Source organism: Chthoniobacter flavus Ellin428, assembly GCF_000173075.1.
In the GTDB taxonomy this organism is placed as follows: domain Bacteria; phylum Verrucomicrobiota; class Verrucomicrobiia; order Chthoniobacterales; family Chthoniobacteraceae; genus Chthoniobacter; species Chthoniobacter flavus.
Genome location: NZ_ABVL01000016.1, coordinates 125,935 through 143,510, shown reverse-complemented (window position 1 = coordinate 143,510; position 17,576 = coordinate 125,935). Strand labels below are relative to the sequence as shown.

Below are 17,576 nucleotides of genomic sequence, written 5' to 3'. Positions count from 1 at the left end.
TCGCGCCGTGGCCGAGGACGCTGGTCAGGTTACGGGATCTTTCCCGTTGGGGCGCTCTGTTTGGGAGGCACCCAGAAGGCGGTGCATTGTCTCGCTTAACTCCAGGACCGTGCTTGGTTTCAAAATCAAGTCGCGCACTCCGATGTGGCGTGCTCGCTCGATGTCTTCCGGGCGGATGTAACCGGTTGCGATGACGATCGGGAGATCGGGTCGAATCTGGAGAGCCTGCCGAGCCAGCACCGGTCCGGGCATCACAGGCATGGACAGGTCGGTTATCATGAAGTCGAAATTGCCCGGCGCAGCCCGCAACGCCTCGAGGGCCTCCTCCGGACGGGTAAAGCCGGAGACGTGATAACCGAGGAATTTCAACGACTCCGTAACCAGATAGACAAGCGGGGCTTCATCATCCACGAAGAGAATCCGCTGGCCGGACCCGCGACGGATCTCCGGCGCGGGGATTGGAGTTTTTGGAACCCCGGACTGAACGACTGGGAAATAGAGTTGGAAGGCCGTGCCCTCGCCGGGTTTGCTGTCCACCGTGATGGCCCCATCGTGATCCATCATGATGCCGTGCACGACCGCCAGGCCGAGGCCGGTGCCCTGGCCCGGCAGTTTGGTGGTGAAAAACGGCTCGAAGATGCGTGCCAGCGTGGAGCGGTCCATGCCGCAGCCATTGTCGCTTACGGTGAGGCGCACATAGGTGCCTTCGTGCAGTTCCGCCGAGCTTCGGGCCAGAGCGGCGTCGACCGCGATCGTTTCCAAGCGAACTTCCAGGCAGCCGTTTTTATTCATCGCGTGGCTGGCGTTGATGCCCAGATTCATGACGATTTGATGAATTTGCGTGGCATCCGCCAGCACGGTAGGCACGTCGGCTTGAAAGTCGGTGCGAATTTCGATCATGGCGGGCAGTGCCACCCGCAGAAGCTGGAGCGCCTCTTCCACCACGGGTTGTAGTTTCAAGACCCTGCGTTCTTGTGGTCGCTGCCGGCTGAAGGTAAGAATGCGGTTGACCAAATCTCTGGCCCTCGCTCCGGCCTTCACGATCTCGCTCAGTTTTTTCAGGACCGGATGTCCGGAGGGCAGATCCGCCATGGCCAATTCGGCGTTACCAATGATGGCTGGAATGAGATTGTTGAAGTCATGCGCGACGCCACCGGCCAGGGTGCCGAGGGCATCCATCTTTTGAGACAGGTGAAGTTGCGCCTGGAGTTTTCGGTTCGTTTCTTCGACGCGTTTGCGTTCGGCGACTTCCTGCTCCAATTCCTTCGTCCGGGTTTCCAGTTTGATGTTCTGCGCCTCCAACTTGACCACCAGCCGCTCGCTGTATTCCTTCAAGACGTCCGTTTCCGTTAGCTGATATTTTGGACGGGCGCATTCGGTCCTTTGCAACACCTCATGCAAGGTTTCCAGAATAGCGCCGGTGGAAGCAGGCTTGCGCAAGTAGGCGTCCGCGCCGAGGTCCAACGCCAGCTTCTCATCACTCGGCGAAGTGTAAGTCGCCGTATAGAAGATGAAAGGCAGGTTGCGCCAGTCTGTGTGGCGCCGGATTTCGTAGCACAACCGGTAGCCGTCCATGTTAGGCATGAGGATGTCGGAAATGATGGCATCCGCGCGTTGCTCCGCCAGTGCCGCCAGGGCCTCCTCGCCATCGCCCGCCTCAAAGACCTCATGACCTTCCCCAGCCAGCGTTACGTGCAGCAACTTGCGATTGGTCGGGTTGTCTTCAACGATCAGGATGTTCATCGTCTTTTCCTCCCTGTTCTGGTTTCACTGTGCTTTCCCATGACATTCGGGGCGGACGGGCTCTTCCTGCCTCGCTCCCGTGACTCGTGGTGTGCGATCTTTCATCGGCTCGAGTTAGCTCACTTTTCAATCGCGTCTCTCGGGATGCAGTGCCCGATGCACGGTGTGCAGCAGCAGATCAGCGCCATAAGGTTTCCGGAGAACGGTTGCGATCCCCAGTGCTTTGAGCTCGGCCAGTCTGGCCTTCTCTCCGAGCCCGGTGGAAGCGACGACTGCCGTATTCGGTGCGATGTTGCGCAAGGCGTGGATCAAGGCCACGCCATCCATAAATGGCATCATGAGGTCGGTCAGGACGGCGGCGATCCGACCGGAGTTTTGCACAAACACCGCCAGCGCCTCGGTGCCATCTGCGGCGAGCAGCACCTCGTAGCCAAACGCCTCGAGTGCATGGCGCGCGCTCTCCCGCACCGCCGCCTCGTCATCCACGACCAGGATGAGTTCGCCATGTCCCTCGGGAATCTCCGCGCGCGCGGTATCGGCATCCCGCACCTGGGAGCACCCCGGCGAGGCGGGTAGATAAACCTGGAAGGTCGTTCCTTTGCCGGGTTCGGTGGCCACTTTGATGAAGCCCCCGTGGCTCCTGACGATCCCATGCACTGTCGATAGCCCGAGGCCGGTGCCCTTGCCGGTTTCCTTGGTGGTGAAGAACGGCTCGAAGATGCGCTCGACGACCTCCGGCGGGATGCCACTGCCGCTGTCGGCGACTTCGAGCAGCACGTATGGTCCCGGCTTCGCCTCGGGCAACATGCTGGCGTAGCTGGCGTCCACTTCGAGGTGAGTGGCACTTAACCGCAATTTGCCTCCACCTGGCATGGCATCGCGCGCGTTGACGCAGAGATTGAGCAGCACTTGGTGAAGCTGGGTCGCGTCGCCCACCACCGGCGGCATTTTTGCCACCGGCAAGCATTCGAGGGTGATGTCTTTCGGGAAGGTTTCCCGCATGATAGCCATCATTTCGTCGATCACCGCCCCGATCTTCAATGGCAGCCTCTCGCCTTCAAGACCGCGGCCAAAGGCCAGTACCTGCTGGACGATCCGCGCACCGCGCTCAACGCACGTCTCGATGTTCGAGACGACCGCGTCGAGCGTATCCGGGGGCAACTGCTGCCGCAGGAGCGGCACGGACATCATGATGGGCGCGAGGATGTTGTTCAGGTCGTGGGCCACGCCGCTGGCCAGCGTGCCGACACTCTCCATCCGCTGGGCGCGGAGGAACTGCGCCTCCATTTTCTTTTGTTCGGTAATGTCGATGTTGATCACCAGGGCCGATTTAGGCTCACCATCGTCCCCGCGCAGCAACGTGACATGGCTGCTGACCACGAGTTTCCTGCCATCCTTGGCCACATGCTGCACCTCGCCGCGCCATTCTCCCGCAGCGAGTAAATTCTCCGTGATGCGCTCCATGGCGCCGGGATCCGCAAAGAGGAAGCTTCCGTGCCGGCCCATCGCTTCGGCTGCAGACCAGCCATACAAACGCTCAGCCCCTTCGTTCCAGAAGGTGACCAGCCCCGTGTGCACCTCGCGCTCGATGATCGCTTCGTGCGCTCTCTTGAGCATCTCGGCCTGTTCGCGGATGCGTTGGTCCGCCCGCCTGCGCTCGGTGATGTCGTAGTTGACGCCGGTCACGCGCAGAGGCTGGCCGCCAGCATCTCTCACCACCTCGGCGTAGGCCTTGATCTGCCGGACGTTTCCGTTGGGCCACCGAATGCGAAATTCCATGTCGAGATCCTTTTGACCGCGCAAGGCCATCTGAACTTCCAAATCGCAACGCACGGCGTCCTCGGGATGGACGTGTTGGATCCATGTGTCGTAAGCGCCCGAAAAGTGCTCCTTTTTGAGACCGTAGAGTTCATACATGCGGTCGTCCCAGATCAGTTCGTTTTTCTGCACATCCCAGTCCCAAACCCCCAGGCCGGCGGCGTGGGTGGCCAGGTTGAGTCTCTCCACGCTCCGGCCCAGCTTTTCCGCGGCACGCTTGCGCTCGGAAATGTCGCGAGTGATGGCGAGAAGGTAATTTTCGCCCTCGAGTTCAAACCGGTTCAGGCCCACTTCCACATCGATGGGCCTTCCATCCTGGCGGCGGAGTACCCATTCGAAGAATTGGGGTTCTCCGGCGAGGGCGTTCTGCATTTTTCCCATCGCCACTTCCCGCGATCCACGCCCGTCCGGTTGGGTTTCCGGAGAAATGTCACCCGGGGTAGCGCCGATCAGTTGCTCCCGGGCTAATCCAAACATTTCCAACGTCTTGGTATTCGCGTCCGTAAAGGCACCGTCATGGAGGATGAGCATGCCGTCGTTGGCCGCTTCGAATACGCTCCGGAATTTGGTTTCGCTGGCCCGCATCGCCGCTTCTTTGCGCCGATTCTCGGTCACGTCGTTCATGACTGCGACGAAGTGGGTGATCTCACCGTCCTTCCCCCGGACAGGCGAGATCGTGTGCAAATCACAGTAGAGGCTGCCGTCCTTCCGCCGGTTGGTGAACTCTCCCCGCCAGGTCTGGCCGCTGAGAATCGTCTGCCAGAGCCGCTGGTAGAACTCCGGGTCGTGCTCGCCGGACTTGAGCAGCCGTGGGTTCTGGCCGATGGCTTCTTCCGGGGTGTATCCCGTCATCGCGGTGAAGGCGGGGTTGACCCACTGGATAATGCCTTTTTCGTCCGTAATGATGACCGCGTTGGCCGTCGTCTCCAGCACCTTCGCCTGCAACAGCGATTGAGCGCGGCTCCGTTCCAGTTCCTCCGTCCGCGCCTGGAGTTCCACATTCTTCTCCTCCAGCTTGAGAACGAGACGTTCGCTGTATTCCTTGAGTATTTCCGTCTCGCTCAAATGCACGGATGGGGGCCGATGATGGACCGCGGCCGCTTCGCTGATCGCGGCCACCAATTCGTGCGGCGAGGCCGGCTTGCGAAGGTATTTGTCCGCGCCCAGGTCCATGCACAGTTTTTCGTCGGCGGGCGAAGTGTACGTCGCTGTATAGACGACGAATGGAATATCTCTCAGCCGCTTGTTGGCGCGCACTTCATGGCAAAGCCGGTAGCCATCCATGCGTGGCATGAGGATATCCGAGACAATCACATCGACCGCTTCGCGCTCGAGTAACCGCAGGGCTTCCACCCCATTTTCCGCTTCCACGGTCTCGTAGCCCTCCGCTTCCAGAACCACCCGCAAGAGCTTCCGATTGGAAACGATGTCGTCCACGATGAGGATCTTCACGGTGTTTTTCCCATTTGAGCTTTCAAGACTTCCAATTCCGCCCGCACTCGCTTCTCACACTCCGGACAAATGCTGTGGCTGAACTGCGCCTTCGTGTGGTGGACTATGTAATCCTCGATTGAATGCCAGTAGGTCTGATCGTCGCGGATTTTTTTGCAGTAGCTGCAAATGGGCAGCAGACCGGAGAGTTCCTTCACCTCGGTGAGCGCCCGAGATAGTTCGCGATTGGCTGCTTCGAGTTCCACGGTCCGTTCGTTCACCCGGCGCTCGAGGTCGTCATTCAATTCGAGGATGCGCTGATGGGCCCGCTCCATGACCGCATAAGTGTTTTGCAACTCGGCATTTTTCTCCTCCAGCTTGTTGACCAGCGCCTGGCTGTATTGCTTGAGCACATACGACTCATCCACCTTCGGCACGATCGCGGCGGCCCGCGTCGACGATTGTCCAACCACTTCCTCCAGCGTGGCCAGCAAGAGCGCCGCGGGTGCAGGCTTGGTCAGATATTTGTCCGCACCGATATTTTGCGCCAACCTCACGTCATCCGGTGAGTTGTAGGTGGCCGTGTAAACGATGAACGGCAAGGCGTGGAACTGCTCGCTGTTCCGAATCTCGTGGCAAAGCCGGAAGCCATCCATGTTCGGCATGAGAATATCGGAGATGGCTGCGTCCACCTTTTCCCGGGCCAGCACCTGGAGGGCTTCGACGCCGTCTGCAGCCTCGACGACCTGATGCCCCTCCGCTTCGAGCACGACGCGCAGCAGTTTGCGGTTCATGACGATGTCATCAACGATGAGGACGTTCATTGTTCAGCTACCGGTTTGTGTCTGTCTCGCCTTGGCGGCTACGACCTCTTCGATTTGCCGCAACAGCGTCCGAGTATTGATCGGCTTGACGATGTAGGCGTCGCAGCCCGCTTTCATGGCCTGTTCCTTGCCGTAATCGTCGGAAAAAGCGGTGACCGCGATGATCGGAATATCATGGGTCTCGGTTCCTTCGCGGCACTGGCGGGCGACACCCGCGCCCTGGATTCCCGGCAGGCGAAGATCGAGCAGGATGACGTCTGGTTTGACGGCTTTGATCGATAGGATCGCTTGATCGGCAGAAGTCGCCAGCATGACGACGTGACCACCGGCGTGGAGCACTTCGCTGGCGAGTTTCAAACTCGTGGGATCGTCTTCAATAACGAGGATTTTCATGCTTGGGATTCTCGACCGCGGCCAACGACGGCACTAACCTGGGTGGGTAGATCCCGCGTGCTGAACGGTTTGACGAGATAGGCGTCGCACCCGGCTGCAAGGGCATCGGCTTTGGAATACTTTTCCGGGAATGAGGTAATGGCGATGACGTGGATGTCTCGCGTCGCGGGGTCGGCCTTGAGCCTGTGCACGAGAGTGAGGCCGTCCATGCCGGGCAGGGAAAGATCGAGCAGGATGACCTGGGGCCGGTCATCCTGGATGGCAGCGAAGGCTTGTTCGGCGGCTTTGGCTTCGTTGACCTTGTAGCCTGCGGCGCTGAGGACGTGGTGCGCAAGTTTCAGCTCTGCTGGATGGTCTTCAATGACAAGTACCTTCATTTTGGCCTTTCGGCAGAAGGGCTGCGGTTGGGGCCGAGAAACTCCGCGACCTGGCCAGCCAGCTTGCGAGTATCGATGGGTTTGGTGATGTAGCCGTCACAGCCTGCTTCACTGGCTTTCGCGTCGTCCCCTTTCATGGCAAAGGCGGTCAACGCCACGATGATGATATGCCGGGTTTTTTCATTGGCCTTGAGCAGGCGGGTGAGGGTGAGCCCATCCATACCGGGCAATGCGATGTCCATCAGGATGAGATCGGGTGGGTTGGCCTCAATGATTTCCTGCGCGGTCTCGGCGTCGATGGCCTTGAGGATTTGGTAACCGTCAAATTCGAGCACGTCGGAGACGAGCTTGAGATTGGTGGGATTGTCGTCCACGACGAGGATGTGGGCGGAGTTCATGGTTTTTCCTTCTGAATGACGAGGGGCAGGGTGACACTGAACGTGCTTCCCCGGCCAACGGCGCTCTCCACGGAGATGGTGCCGCCTTTCAATTCCACGATCTTACGGGTGAGTGCCAGGCCGAGCCCGGTTCCGCCGAAACGGCGGGCGTGGCCGGTTTCCAGTTGCTCGAACTCCACGAACAGGCGTTGGATGTCCTCCGGTTTGATCCCGATGCCGGTGTCACGCACCGAAAGGCAAAACCGGTCGGCGCCGCGCTGTTCGACCTTGACCTCCACCTGCCCGCCGTCGTCGGTGAACTTGATGGCATTGGAGAGGAGATTGTAGAGGACTTGTTTGAAGCGCTGTTCGTCATGCGTGATCGGTGAAAACCCAGGGGCAATTTCCACGTGCACCCCGATCCGTTTGTTGTCGGCGAGAGGCCGGACGCCCGCGCAGACCTCCTCGATGGCGTCCTCGATCCGAAAGGTTGCGAGATGCAATTCCAATTTGCCGGCCTGAACTTTCACCAGGTCGAGCATATCGTTGATGAGATGGAGCAGATGCCGGCCACCGTTCAGGATGTCTTCCAGATATTCCTTCTGCTTGCCGTTGACCGGCCCGGGCTTGCCGTCGGCAAGGAATTCCGCAAACCCGATAATGCCATTGAGCGGGGTGCGCAGCTCGTGCGACATGCTGGCCAGGAAGCGGTCCTTGGCCTGATTGGCCCGCTCCAGCTCCGCATTTTTCTCCTGCAACGATCGCTCAATGCGCTTGCGGTCGGTCGTATCGCGAATCGCGCTGGTCACAAGCAGGCCCTCGGGCGTGCGCAGCGGACTCAGGCTGATCTCCACCGGAAACTCCGTGCCGTCCTTGCGCAGCCCGTAGAGATCCATGCTGGCTCCCATCGGCCGCACGTGCGGATCGCCGAAGTAGCCGTCGCGATGACTGGGGTGATGGCCGCGGAACCGTTGCGGAATGAGAATTTCGATCGGTCGGCCCAGCAATTCTTCGCGGGCGAAGCCGAACAGCTTCTCGGTCTGGGAATTGACCAGGACGATTTCACCCGCCTGGTTGACGATGACCATCGCATCAGGCGCGGCTTCCAGCAGCTCGCGGAATTGTTCCTCTGCTTTCAGAGTCATCGGCTTCACACCCTTGCCTCCTCGCTGACCAACGGCAGGACCACGCTAAATGTGCTGCCCACGCCAACTTCACTTTCGACATTGATCGCGCCGCCTTGCAACTCGACCAGTTTCCGAGTGAGCGCCAGGCCCAAGCCCGTGCCTTCGTAGCGCCGCGACGCGCCCGATTCGAGTTGTTCGAATTCGCGGAAGAGCCGCTGGATGTCCTCCGGCTTGATGCCGATGCCGGTGTCTTTGACGGAAAGTTTGAAACGACTGCCGTCGTACGGCGTGGCGAAAATTCCCACGTTCCCGCCGTCATCGGTGAATTTAATGCCGTTGGAGAGAAGATTGTAGAGGACCTGCTTGAACTTTTGTTGGTCGAGCGTGACGCAGCTCAACTCGGGTGCGACCGTAAGGCGGACGTGGATGTGTTTCTTTTGGGCCAGGGGTTTGGCCACCGCACAAACCTCGTCGATGGCCTGGCTGAGCACGAAGCTCACCGGGGTGAGATCCATCTTGCCGGCTTCGACCTTGGCGAGGTCGAGGACGTCGTTGATGAGCTGGAGGAGGTGCTTGCCGCTGTTGAGAATATCCCCGAGATACTCTTTTTGCTTGGGGTTGAGTGTCCCCGGCTTGCCGTCCACGAGGAACTCGGCGAAGCCGATGATGCCGTTGAGCGGGGTACGCAACTCGTGGGACATATTGGCGAGGAATTCGCTTTTCATCCGGCTGGCTTCCTGCAGCGATTGCTCGAAGCGTTTGCGCTCGGTCACGTCGCGTGCCGCGGCGAAGACGCCGAGCACCCGGCCCTTGTCGTCCTTGTACACACTGGCATTGTAGAGCACGTCTGTGACGCGGTTGGTGATGTGACGGATGGCCAGCGCGTAGTCGCGTACGAACCCCTCGGAGAAGACCTTCTGGTAACCTTCGCGCGCCTTGTCCGGCTCGGTGAAGTAATCGGAAAAAACCGTGCCGATGAGCCGTTCGCGCGGCACGCCGGTCGCCTGGACCGATGCTTCATTGACGTCGGTGATTTTACCTTCGCCGCTGATCGTGACCAACGGATCGAGCGAAGCTTCAATCAAACTGCGCGCATACTGCGACGCCTGTTTCTGCACGGTGACGTCGCGCGCCGCGGCGAAAACACCGAGCACCTTGCCCTTATCGTCTTTGTACACGCTGGCGTTGTAGAGCACGTCCATGATCCGGCCGGTCGCATGGCGGATGGCCAGGGGGTAATCGCGCACGAAGCCTTCAGAGAAGGCTTTCTGGTAGCCGGCTCGGGCCTTGTCCGGCTCGGTGAAATAATCGGAGAAGTCCGTGCCGATGAGCTGCTCGCGCATGACGCCGGTGGCCTGGACCGACGCTTCGTTGACATCGGTGATCTTGCCCTGCGCGCTGATGGTAACCAGCGGGTCAAGCGAGGCTTCAATGAGGGAACGCGCGTAGGCGGAGGAGGCGCGCTGCAGTTCCTCTGCCATTTTGCGCTCAGTGACATCTCGGGCTGCCGCAAAGACGCCGAGCACGTTGTCCTTGTCGTCCTTATACACACTGGCGTTGTAGAGCACGTCCGTGATTCGGCCCGAGGTGTGGCGGATGGCCCAGCGGGTAATCTTTCACGAAGCCTTGCGAAAAAGACCTGCTGATAGCCTTCGCGCGCTTTCTCCGGCTCGGTGAAGTAATCGGAAAAGTCCGTGCCGGTGAGGCGCTGGCGTGGGATGCCAGTCGCGAGTTCGGTAGCGCGATTCACGTCGGTGATTTTACCGTCGGGGCTGATCGTGACCAGCGGGTCCACCGAGGCTTCGATCAAGCTGCGCGCATAGGCCGAGGAAGCGCGCTGCTTGGCCTCGGCCTGTTTGCGCTCCGTCACATCGCGCGCGGCGGCGAAGACACCGAGCACGTTGCCCTTGTCGTCCTTGTACACGCTGGCGTTGTAGAGTACGTCCGTGATCCGGCCCGAGGTGTGGCGGATGGCCAGCGGATAGTCGCGCACGAAGCCCTGTGAAAACACTTGCTGGTAGCCCTCGCGCGCTTTGTCCGGTTCGGTGAAGTAATCGGAAAAATCCGTACCCACGAGTTTCTCGCGCGGCACGCCGGTGGCCTCGACGGAGGTTTCGTTGACGTCAGTGATCTTGCCTTCGGGACTGATGGTGACCAGCGGATCGAGCGACGCTTCGATCAGCGAGCGGGCGTATCGCGACGCCTGCTTCTGCGCCGTCACATCGCGCGCGGCGGCGAAGACACCGAGCACGTTACCCTTGTCATCCTTATAAACGCTAGCGTTGTAGAGTACGTCCGTGATCCGGCCTGAGGTGTGACGGATGGCCAGCGGATAGTCGCGCACGAAGCCTTGGGAAAATACTTGCTGGTAACCCTCGCGCGCTTTGTCCGGTTCGGTGAAGTAATCGGAAAAGTCCGTGCCCACCAATTTCTCCCGCGCCACACCGGTGACCTGCACGGACGCTTCGTTAACGTCGGTAATCTTGCCTTCGGGACTGATCGTGACCAGCGGGTCGAGCGAGGCTTCGATCAAGCTCCGCGCGTAGAACTGCGTGGCCTTGAGTTCCTCGGTCAGCCGGATTTCGGCGGAGATGTCTTTCGAAATGAGCAGGTAGCCGATGGCCTTGCCGCTGGAGTCGCGGCGCGGCGTGATGACGACGCGGGCCGTGAATCTCTGGCCGTTCTTGCGGGCACGCACGAGCGTGCCTTCCCATTTACCGTCGCGCAGCGCGGCCGCCATGATCTCTTGATGCAGGCCCGCCTGGACGTCCTCCGGCACGTGAAGCATGGAGGAGTTGGCTTTGCCGACCACCTCCTCCGGCTCGTAGCCGTACAGCCGGCGCGCGCCTTCATTCCACAAGAGAATCTTGCCATCGAGGTCTTTGCCGATGACGGAATACTCGGTGGATGACTCGAGGATGTTGGTGATGAAATCCACCGCTTCCTGCGCATTGCCCACGATCGCACTGTCGAAGAGCTTGGCCCGGCGCAACTCCTCGGAGAATGCCACTTCGTTGGTCACATCCTTGGAGATGAGCAGATAGCCAATGGGCCGGCCTTTGCCATCGCGTCGCGGTGTGACCACCACGCGCGCCATGAATTGCTGCCCATTCTTGCGCCGCCGGGCGATGGTCCCCTCCCACTTGCCGGCGTGCAACGCCGCCTCCAGCATCTGCTGCGGTTTGCCGGCCGCTACGTCCTCCGCCGTGTGCAAGATTTGCGAGTTGGCCTTGCCGACCACTTCCTCCGGCTCGTAACCGTACAGCCGGCGCGCGCCTTCGTTCCATAACAGGATCTTGCCATTGAGATCCTTGCCGATGATCGAATACTCCGTTGACGACTCCAGGATGTTGCCGATGAAATCGACGGCCTCAACGGCGTCGCTGACGATGGTTTTGTCAAAGAGCTTGGTGCCCATGTTGGAGGTGGTTTTGGTCTTTTACCAATTACCGTAATTTTACTTACTTCATAGGCAGAAGGTGTTGGGTAGCATTTATACGCCTTTCTGGCGACGGCTGCCATGGGACGATGGCTGAGCGATTTGTAGGAATTGGCCTACAAGATGGACGGTCAGCCCTGCGGGGGTGGATTTGGCGGTCGGAACTCGCCGAGCCCGTGTTCCATCGCGTAGCGCGCCAGCTCAATGTCGTTTTTCACCCTCAGCTTTTCGAAAATGCGCGTGCGATAGGTGCTCACCGTCTTTGGGCTCACCGAAAGCTCGGCGGCGGTCTCCTTGAGCGACTTGCCCCCGAGCATCAACCGGAAGACCTGATATTCGCGGTCGGACAAGGTCTCGTGATGCGCCCGATTCCGGCTGCGTCCGAGGTCGGCAGCCAGCTTTTCCCCCAACGCCGCGCTCACGTAATGACCGCCAGCCATGACTTTGCGCACGGCCTTGACCAATTCTTCCGGTGCGGACTGTTTATTGAGGTAGCCCGCCGCTCCGGCTTTGAGCACACGAGCGGCCAGTTGATCTTCCGGCACGGAGCTGAGCACCAGCACCGGCAGCCGCGGGAAGTTTTGCTTCACTTCCTTGAGAACCTCAAGGCCGCTGGGGCCCGGCATCTGGATATCCAGCACGATCACGTCCCAGGTTTGCGCATGCAGACGCTGGATCGTTTCCGGCGAACTGGACGCCTCACCGAAATCCACGTCCGACAGTTCTTCCGCCAGGGTTTGCTTCAATCCCACGCGGACCATGGCGTGATCGTCGGCGATGAGAATTTTTAGCACGGGAGGAAATTAGGTTTGGCTGGCGGCCGACAGCGGCATCGTTACCACGACCGTCGTGCCTTTTTCAGGGATGCCATGGATGGTTACTTTGCCGCCGAAAAGCAGGGCGCGCTCGCGCATTCCCAATAGCCCGATCGAGTGCATATTGGAAAGTTCGCCCGCGGTGATGCCGCGCCCGTTGTCCCGTACGGACAATGTCAGGATGTCCGGCTCCATCCTCAAGCTCACCTCCACCAGGGTGGCGCCGGCATGCCGCATCACGTTCGTCAGCGTTTCCTGCAGGATGCGGAAAAGTCCCGTCGCGTGGTCGTGAGGCAGGCGCGGTTCCTCACCGTCAATATCCACCTGGCACTGAACGCCGGTGTGCTCTTGAAATTGCGTAACCTGCCACTCGACTGCGGCCGCCAGGCCGAGGGCGTCCAGCACCACGGGCCTCAATTCCGTGGCAATGTGTTGCACGGCGCCAATGGAGGAGTCGACCAACTCCGTCGCGGAGCGCACTTTTTCCCCGAGCGCCTGGCGCGTAGTCTCGTCGACAGACTGGGCGAGTCGCTTGTCAATCCACGACAGGTCCATTTTCAGCCTGGTCAATTGCTGGGCCAGAACATCGTGGATTTCCCGGGAGATCCGGCCGCGTTCCTCTTCACGCGCCGCGTGCAAACGGCCCGTCAACTCACGAAGTTGGGCATGCGAATTTCGTAATTGCTCCAGCGCGCGCTTTTGCTCGGTAATGTCACGCGCGATTTGCGATGCCCCCACGATTTTGCCGGCGCTGTCGTTGATGGGCGAAATCGTGGCTGAAATGTCGACACAACTTCCATCCTTTCGAATCCGAACCGTTTCAAAATGCACCACGCTTTCCGCGGCTCCGATCCGGCTTAAAATCTCCTTCTCTTCATGCACCCGGTCCGGCGGGATCAAGGTCAGCATCGATTTTCCGACGATCTCTTCCGCGCAATATCCAAACATCCTTTCGGCGCCGGGATTCCAGGTGGTGATGATCCCGTTCAGTGTCTTTCCGATAATGGCATCGTCGGAGGAATTGACGATCGCCGCCAGCCGCACTTGAGCTTCCTCTGCCCGCTTGCGGGCGGTAATGTCGTGGGTGATGCCCAGGAGCGCGAAGATCTGCCCGGACGCATTGCGCAAGGGACAAGCGTAGGTGGCAAGCCAGCGCCGCCCGCCTTTGAGCCCGACAATTTCAAATTCGAGGGTGCCTGACCCGCCCGCGAAAACCCTTTCGTTCAACTCTCGGAACGCCGGTCGATATTCCTCGGCCACGATCGGGTAAACGGAGCGGTTCTCAACCTCTTGAAACGAGTCGGCTTCGAGCATGCGCAATCCCGCCGGATTGGTCTTCAGCAACGAGCCATCGGCCGCCAGCAGCTTCACGCATTCCGGTTGCGAATCGATGATCATGCGCAACAGCGTTTCGCTTTCCCTCAGGGCCATCGCCGCCGACGCCACTTCCGTATTCTTTTCCTCGAGCTTGGTAACGAGTCGCTCGCTGTATTCCCGGAGCACCTCCGTCTCGCTCAGTGCGGTCGTCGGCTGCCGGCGTGTCGAGTTCGCGGCCTGATCGATCGCCTCCAACAGTTCTCGCGCGGAAACCGGTTTCGGCAAAAAACTGTCGGCCCCCAGCTCCAGTGCCAGGCTGGCATCGGAAGGCGAGGTGTAAGTGGCGGAGTGCACGATGAACGGCAGATGACGCAACCGTTCGTCCCGGCGCACTTCCCAGCACAGCCGGTAGCCGTCCATTCGTGGCATGAGGATGTCCGAAATAACAAGGTCCACGGACTTGCGCTCGAGCACGGTCAGCGCCTCGACACCGTCGGCAGCCTCGATGGCCGTATGGCCCGCGGCTTCCAGGACCACCCGAAGCAGCTTTCGATTGGTGCCAATGTCGTCAACGAGCAGAATATTCATCGTCCGGCGAATGCGAAGGCGCCCTCTTCGCGTGGCCCCGTCCAAAAAGGAATCCCTCCACTGAAAGCCGCCCCGAGGATCACGTCCCCGGTCGGCGATTCCACGCTGTGACCGGCAAACCGGACCGTTTCCTCGCCGATGCCGACGATAGTCTTATCGCTTAGCTTCGCTGCCATAATTCTGGAGGAATTAATTCCGTAAGGACAACGAAACCGGATCGACCGACGTCGACTGCCCCACACCGGGAGCGTAAGAGCAAAGCCGGAAATCGGGAAGCAATTAAATCCTCCGCCCATAAAATAAAGCCGGCGTATTTTCGCTTTCCCACAGCCTCGCAATCACGGTCCAAGTCCCGTCGTAGCTTCTCCACGGCTTGCCGGCCACATTCGGAAAGCTAACGACACCGTTTAAAAAAAGCCAACTCCTCGAAAGCGCAGCGTCCGAAATCGCCAAGGTCAAAGAGCAGATGCCCTGAACGCATCAGCTCTATCTCGACCAATCGATCGACCGGCTCTGGGACAGCAAGCGAGCCACCCGATGGAAGTGGGCTGAATGAAAAAATACCTCGCCCAACAGGTGAGCGAACTTAACCACTTGTTCATAACACTGGCTTTTTTTGTCCTAAACCCACGGGAGACCGGAGCCGGCGGAGGTGAATTCGGAGCAAAAATTTCGCCTTTTTCTTCCACGCCCAAAGCAGCCATTCCAACAGAGTAAATCCGGGGAATTTCCGAGGCATGGAAAGTGGGCCCGCTGATTTTCCTGGTACTCTGGCAAAGCGTTTGCTAGTGACGCGCGTCGCCCGCATCAGGGCCAGCCCTGAGGCGTGGGCAACACCTAAACCAACCAAGAAACCTCAAGAAAGACCCAACATGACCAAACACAGCATTGCAGGCTTCTGCGCGCTCACTCTGGCCGCTTTCGGTTTCGCTGCCAACGGCTTCGCCGTGAACAGCCTGACCACCGATGACGGCAAGGACGTGAAAGAAACCAAGGACATCAAGGCTCAAGTCAAGGAATCGTGCATCACCGGCGACCTCGGCGTGACCATGGCCAACGAGTACATCTCCCGCGGCCTCGTTCAAGTCGACCAGGGCGTCGTCGCTGAACCCTACCTCGACCTCTACTTCAAGCTCTACGAAGGCACGGGCTTCATCAACAAGGTCGTTTTCAACCTCGGCCTGTGGAGCTCCATCCACTCGCACGTCGAGCCGCCCGGCAACGTGTCCTCGGTCCGCAACTGGTACGAGTTCGACTACACGCCCGGCGTCGCCGTCACCTTCGCGAAGAATTTCACCTTCACCGCGAGCTACTTCGAGTTCGACAGCCCGGCGAATTCCTTCGACACCGCGCGCAGCTTGAACTTCAACCTCGCGTATGACGACACGGACCTGCTCGGCAAGTTCGCGCTCCATCCGCACTTCACCTATCTGCGTGAGATCACCGCTCCCGGCTTCGCCGGTCTCGCGCCGAATGGGCAACTACTACGAAATCGGCCTCGCCCCGAGCTGCACCTGCGGCCCGGTGACCTTCACCGTCCCGCTCACCGTCGGTCTGGGCAGCGAACACTTCTACCTGGGTGATACCTACGGATACTTCTCCGCCGGTCTCCAGGCGGCGGTTCCGCTCAGCTTCATCCCCGAGTGCTACGGCAAGTGGACCTTCACGGCTGCTTACACCTACTACAACCTGGGCAGCGCGGCTGCGGACGTGACCGCTGGCGGCCGTCGCACGCAGAACCTGTTCCAAGGCACGATCGGCCTGACCTTCTAATCCAAGGTCCAGGATACTTCGATCTCTCTGACGGCTCCTCCGGGCTTCGGCCCGGAGGAGTCCGCGAGGCCTGAAAAAGAGAGCGCGTCATCGACGCGAACGAGGCCTCAAAACCGGTTCTTTTTCAATTCGTCGACAGCCTGATTTCGGCTTAGACTTTTGGCCCGTTTTAGCGCTTCCCCTCCCCACCCTCGCGCTGGCCCGAGCCTCCCCTGTTTGGTGTTTCTCCTTTCGAGAGCAAATCAGCAACCACCACCACACCAAGCCAATGAAACTTCTCAAATCACTCGGTCTTGCCCTGCTCCTGGGCGTGACCTCCCTCAGCCTCGGCGTGCGCGCGGAGGACACCGTCAAGGTCGGCGTCCTGCACTCGCTCAGCGGCACAATGGCGATTTCGGAGACCTCCCTCCGCGACGTCCTCCTTTTCACCTTCGACGAGATCAACAAGAACGGCGGCGTCCTCGGCAAGAAGATCGAGCCCGTGGTCGTCGACGGCGCTTCGAACTGGCCGCTCTTCGCGGAGAAAGCCAAGCAGCTCCTCGAGGAAGACAAAGTCGCCGTGACTTTCGGCTGCTGGACCTCGGTGAGCCGCAAGTCGGTCCTCCCGGTCTACGAGAAAGACAACGGTCTGCTCTTCTACCCCGTGCAGTACGAGGGTGAGGAACTCTCCAAGAATATCTTCTACACCGCCGAGGCCGTGAACCAGCAGGCCACGCCCGCGGTCGACTACCTCCTCGCGCAGGGCAAAAAGAAATTTTACCTGCTCGGCAGCGATTACGTTTACCCGCAGACCACGAACCTCGTGCTCCTCGAGTATCTTCTCTCGAAAGGCGTGCCGCTCGAAAACATCGGTGGCGGCTTCAAGAAGGACGAATCCGGCAAGATCATCTCCGCCGGTAAGTACACGCCCTTCGGCCACACCGACTACCAGCAGATCGTGGCGGAAATCAAACAGTTCGCCGCGGGCGGCAAGGCTTGCGTGATCAACACGCTCAACGGCGACACCAACGTTCCTTTCTTCAAGGAATATGCCGCCGCCGGTCTCACCGCGGAAACCTGCCCGGTGTGCTCGTTCTCGATCTCGGAAGATGAATTCCGCGGCCTCCCGGCCAAGCAACTCGTCGGCCAGCTCGGTTGCTGGACCTACTTCGAGTCGATCAAATCGCCTGCGAACAAGAAGTTCGTCGCCAACTTCAAGTCGTGGCTCAAGACCAGCACGGTGCCGGGCATCGTGAAGGAAGGCCGCGTGACCTGCTCGCCCATGGTGCTGAGCTATGATGGCGTGTATCTCTGGAAAGCGGCAGTCGAGAAAGCCAAGAGCTTCGACGTGGAAAAAGTCGTGGCCGCTCTTGAGAGTGGCATCAGCTTCGATGGTCCCGGCGGCACGGTGACCACACAGAAGAATCATCACCTCACGAAGAATGTCTTCATCGGCGAAACGAAGGCCGATGGGCAGTTCAAGATCCTGAAAGAATACAAGGATGTGTACGGCGAACCCTTCCTCAAGGGTACCTTCAAGCCGAAGGACACCGCCGCCGCGAAGTGATCGCGCCG

13 protein-coding genes and 3 pseudogenes are annotated in these 17,576 nt (G+C 59.8%); 3 read left to right on the top strand and 13 right to left on the bottom strand.

Annotated features, from left to right (window positions below):
• Positions 1–24: 24 nt before the first annotated feature.
• The 13 genes and pseudogenes from CFE428DRAFT_RS22565 to CFE428DRAFT_RS22510 form a co-directional block, all read right to left on the bottom strand.
• Positions 25–1,743 carry a hybrid sensor histidine kinase/response regulator gene (locus CFE428DRAFT_RS22565; RefSeq protein WP_006981970.1) on the bottom strand — a complete coding sequence of 573 codons (1,719 nt, stop codon included), beginning with the start codon at positions 1,741–1,743 and terminating at the stop codon, positions 25–27.
• A gap of 126 nt (positions 1,744–1,869) precedes the next feature.
• Entirely contained in the window at positions 1,870–5,013 is a 3,144-nt protein-coding gene (locus CFE428DRAFT_RS22560) for a hybrid sensor histidine kinase/response regulator (protein WP_006981969.1), read from the bottom strand.
• On the bottom strand, positions 5,010–5,816 hold the full coding sequence (locus tag CFE428DRAFT_RS22550) for a response regulator (RefSeq protein WP_006981968.1): 807 nt from the start codon (positions 5,814–5,816) through the stop codon (positions 5,010–5,012). The genes CFE428DRAFT_RS22560 and CFE428DRAFT_RS22550 overlap by 4 nt, the downstream gene beginning before the upstream one ends.
• Positions 5,817–5,819: 3 nt before the next feature.
• Positions 5,820–6,209: a response regulator gene (locus tag CFE428DRAFT_RS22545; protein ID WP_006981967.1), complete on the bottom strand. Its 390-nt coding sequence runs from the start codon at positions 6,207–6,209 to the stop codon at positions 5,820–5,822.
• Positions 6,206–6,586 carry a response regulator gene (locus CFE428DRAFT_RS22540; protein ID WP_006981966.1) on the bottom strand — a complete coding sequence of 127 codons (381 nt, stop codon included), beginning with the start codon at positions 6,584–6,586 and terminating at the stop codon, positions 6,206–6,208. The genes CFE428DRAFT_RS22545 and CFE428DRAFT_RS22540 overlap by 4 nt, the downstream gene beginning before the upstream one ends.
• Positions 6,583–6,984: a response regulator gene (locus tag CFE428DRAFT_RS22535; RefSeq protein ID WP_006981965.1), complete on the bottom strand. Its 402-nt coding sequence runs from the start codon at positions 6,982–6,984 to the stop codon at positions 6,583–6,585. The genes CFE428DRAFT_RS22540 and CFE428DRAFT_RS22535 overlap by 4 nt, the downstream gene beginning before the upstream one ends.
• A complete protein-coding gene (locus CFE428DRAFT_RS22530; protein ID WP_006981964.1) occupies positions 6,981–8,108 on the bottom strand; it encodes a sensor histidine kinase in 1,128 nt (375 codons plus the stop codon). The genes CFE428DRAFT_RS22535 and CFE428DRAFT_RS22530 overlap by 4 nt, the downstream gene beginning before the upstream one ends.
• Positions 8,109–8,113: 5 nt before the next feature.
• On the bottom strand, positions 8,114–9,571 hold the full coding sequence (locus tag CFE428DRAFT_RS39130) for a PAS domain-containing sensor histidine kinase (RefSeq protein WP_202797484.1): 1,458 nt from the start codon (positions 9,569–9,571) through the stop codon (positions 8,114–8,116).
• Positions 9,572–9,786: 215 nt separating this feature from the next.
• A pseudogene (locus CFE428DRAFT_RS41565) lies at positions 9,787–9,885 on the bottom strand (hypothetical protein); the annotation flags it as partial.
• Positions 9,886–9,990: 105 nt separating this feature from the next.
• Positions 9,991–10,665, bottom strand: a pseudogene (locus CFE428DRAFT_RS41560) (PAS domain-containing protein); the annotation flags it as partial.
• 18 nt (positions 10,666–10,683) lie between these two features.
• Positions 10,684–11,508, bottom strand: a pseudogene (locus CFE428DRAFT_RS41555) (PAS domain-containing protein); the annotation flags it as partial.
• 152 nt (positions 11,509–11,660) lie between these two features.
• A complete protein-coding gene (locus CFE428DRAFT_RS22515) occupies positions 11,661–12,323 on the bottom strand; it encodes a response regulator (RefSeq protein WP_006981961.1) in 663 nt (220 codons plus the stop codon).
• A gap of 9 nt (positions 12,324–12,332) precedes the next feature.
• Positions 12,333–14,249 (bottom strand): hybrid sensor histidine kinase/response regulator, encoded by a 1,917-nt coding sequence (locus CFE428DRAFT_RS22510; protein ID WP_006981960.1) that lies wholly within the window; start codon positions 14,247–14,249, stop codon positions 12,333–12,335.
• Between the two features lie 872 nt (positions 14,250–15,121).
• On the opposite strand from CFE428DRAFT_RS22510, the gene CFE428DRAFT_RS22500 reads away from it, so the two are divergent.
• From CFE428DRAFT_RS22500 to urtA, 3 genes are all read left to right on the top strand, one after another.
• On the top strand, positions 15,122–15,832 hold the full coding sequence (locus tag CFE428DRAFT_RS22500) for a hypothetical protein (protein ID WP_006981958.1): 711 nt from the start codon (positions 15,122–15,124) through the stop codon (positions 15,830–15,832).
• Positions 15,774–16,022, top strand: coding sequence for a hypothetical protein (locus CFE428DRAFT_RS22495; protein WP_006981957.1), 249 nt, complete (start codon positions 15,774–15,776; stop codon positions 16,020–16,022). The genes CFE428DRAFT_RS22500 and CFE428DRAFT_RS22495 overlap by 59 nt, the downstream gene beginning before the upstream one ends.
• A 268-nt stretch (positions 16,023–16,290) precedes the next feature.
• Complete coding sequence (gene urtA, locus CFE428DRAFT_RS22490) at positions 16,291–17,568, top strand: urea ABC transporter substrate-binding protein (RefSeq protein WP_006981956.1); 1,278 nt, start codon at positions 16,291–16,293, stop codon at positions 17,566–17,568.
• Positions 17,569–17,576 lie beyond the last annotated feature (8 nt).

Coding starts and splice junctions, on each gene's coding strand:
- CFE428DRAFT_RS22540 (WP_006981966.1), bottom strand. CDS start 6,586: ATGAAGGTACTTGTCATTGAAGACCATCCAGCAGAGCTGAAACTTGCG.
- CFE428DRAFT_RS22565 (WP_006981970.1), bottom strand. CDS start 1,743: ATGAACATCCTGATCGTTGAAGACAACCCGACCAATCGCAAGTTGCTG.
- CFE428DRAFT_RS22500 (WP_006981958.1), top strand. CDS start 15,122: ATGACCAAACACAGCATTGCAGGCTTCTGCGCGCTCACTCTGGCCGCT.
- CFE428DRAFT_RS22535 (WP_006981965.1), bottom strand. CDS start 6,984: ATGAACTCCGCCCACATCCTCGTCGTGGACGACAATCCCACCAATCTC.
- CFE428DRAFT_RS22550 (WP_006981968.1), bottom strand. CDS start 5,816: ATGAACGTCCTCATCGTTGATGACATCGTCATGAACCGCAAACTGCTG.
- CFE428DRAFT_RS22510 (WP_006981960.1), bottom strand. CDS start 14,249: ATGAATATTCTGCTCGTTGACGACATTGGCACCAATCGAAAGCTGCTT.
- urtA (WP_006981956.1), top strand. CDS start 16,291: ATGAAACTTCTCAAATCACTCGGTCTTGCCCTGCTCCTGGGCGTGACC.
- CFE428DRAFT_RS22530 (WP_006981964.1), bottom strand. CDS start 8,108: ATGACTCTGAAAGCAGAGGAACAATTCCGCGAGCTGCTGGAAGCCGCG.
- CFE428DRAFT_RS22545 (WP_006981967.1), bottom strand. CDS start 6,209: ATGAAAATCCTCGTTATTGAAGACGATCCCACGAGTTTGAAACTCGCC.
- CFE428DRAFT_RS39130 (WP_202797484.1), bottom strand. CDS start 9,571: ATGGCAGAGGAACTGCAGCGCGCCTCCTCCGCCTACGCGCGTTCCCTC.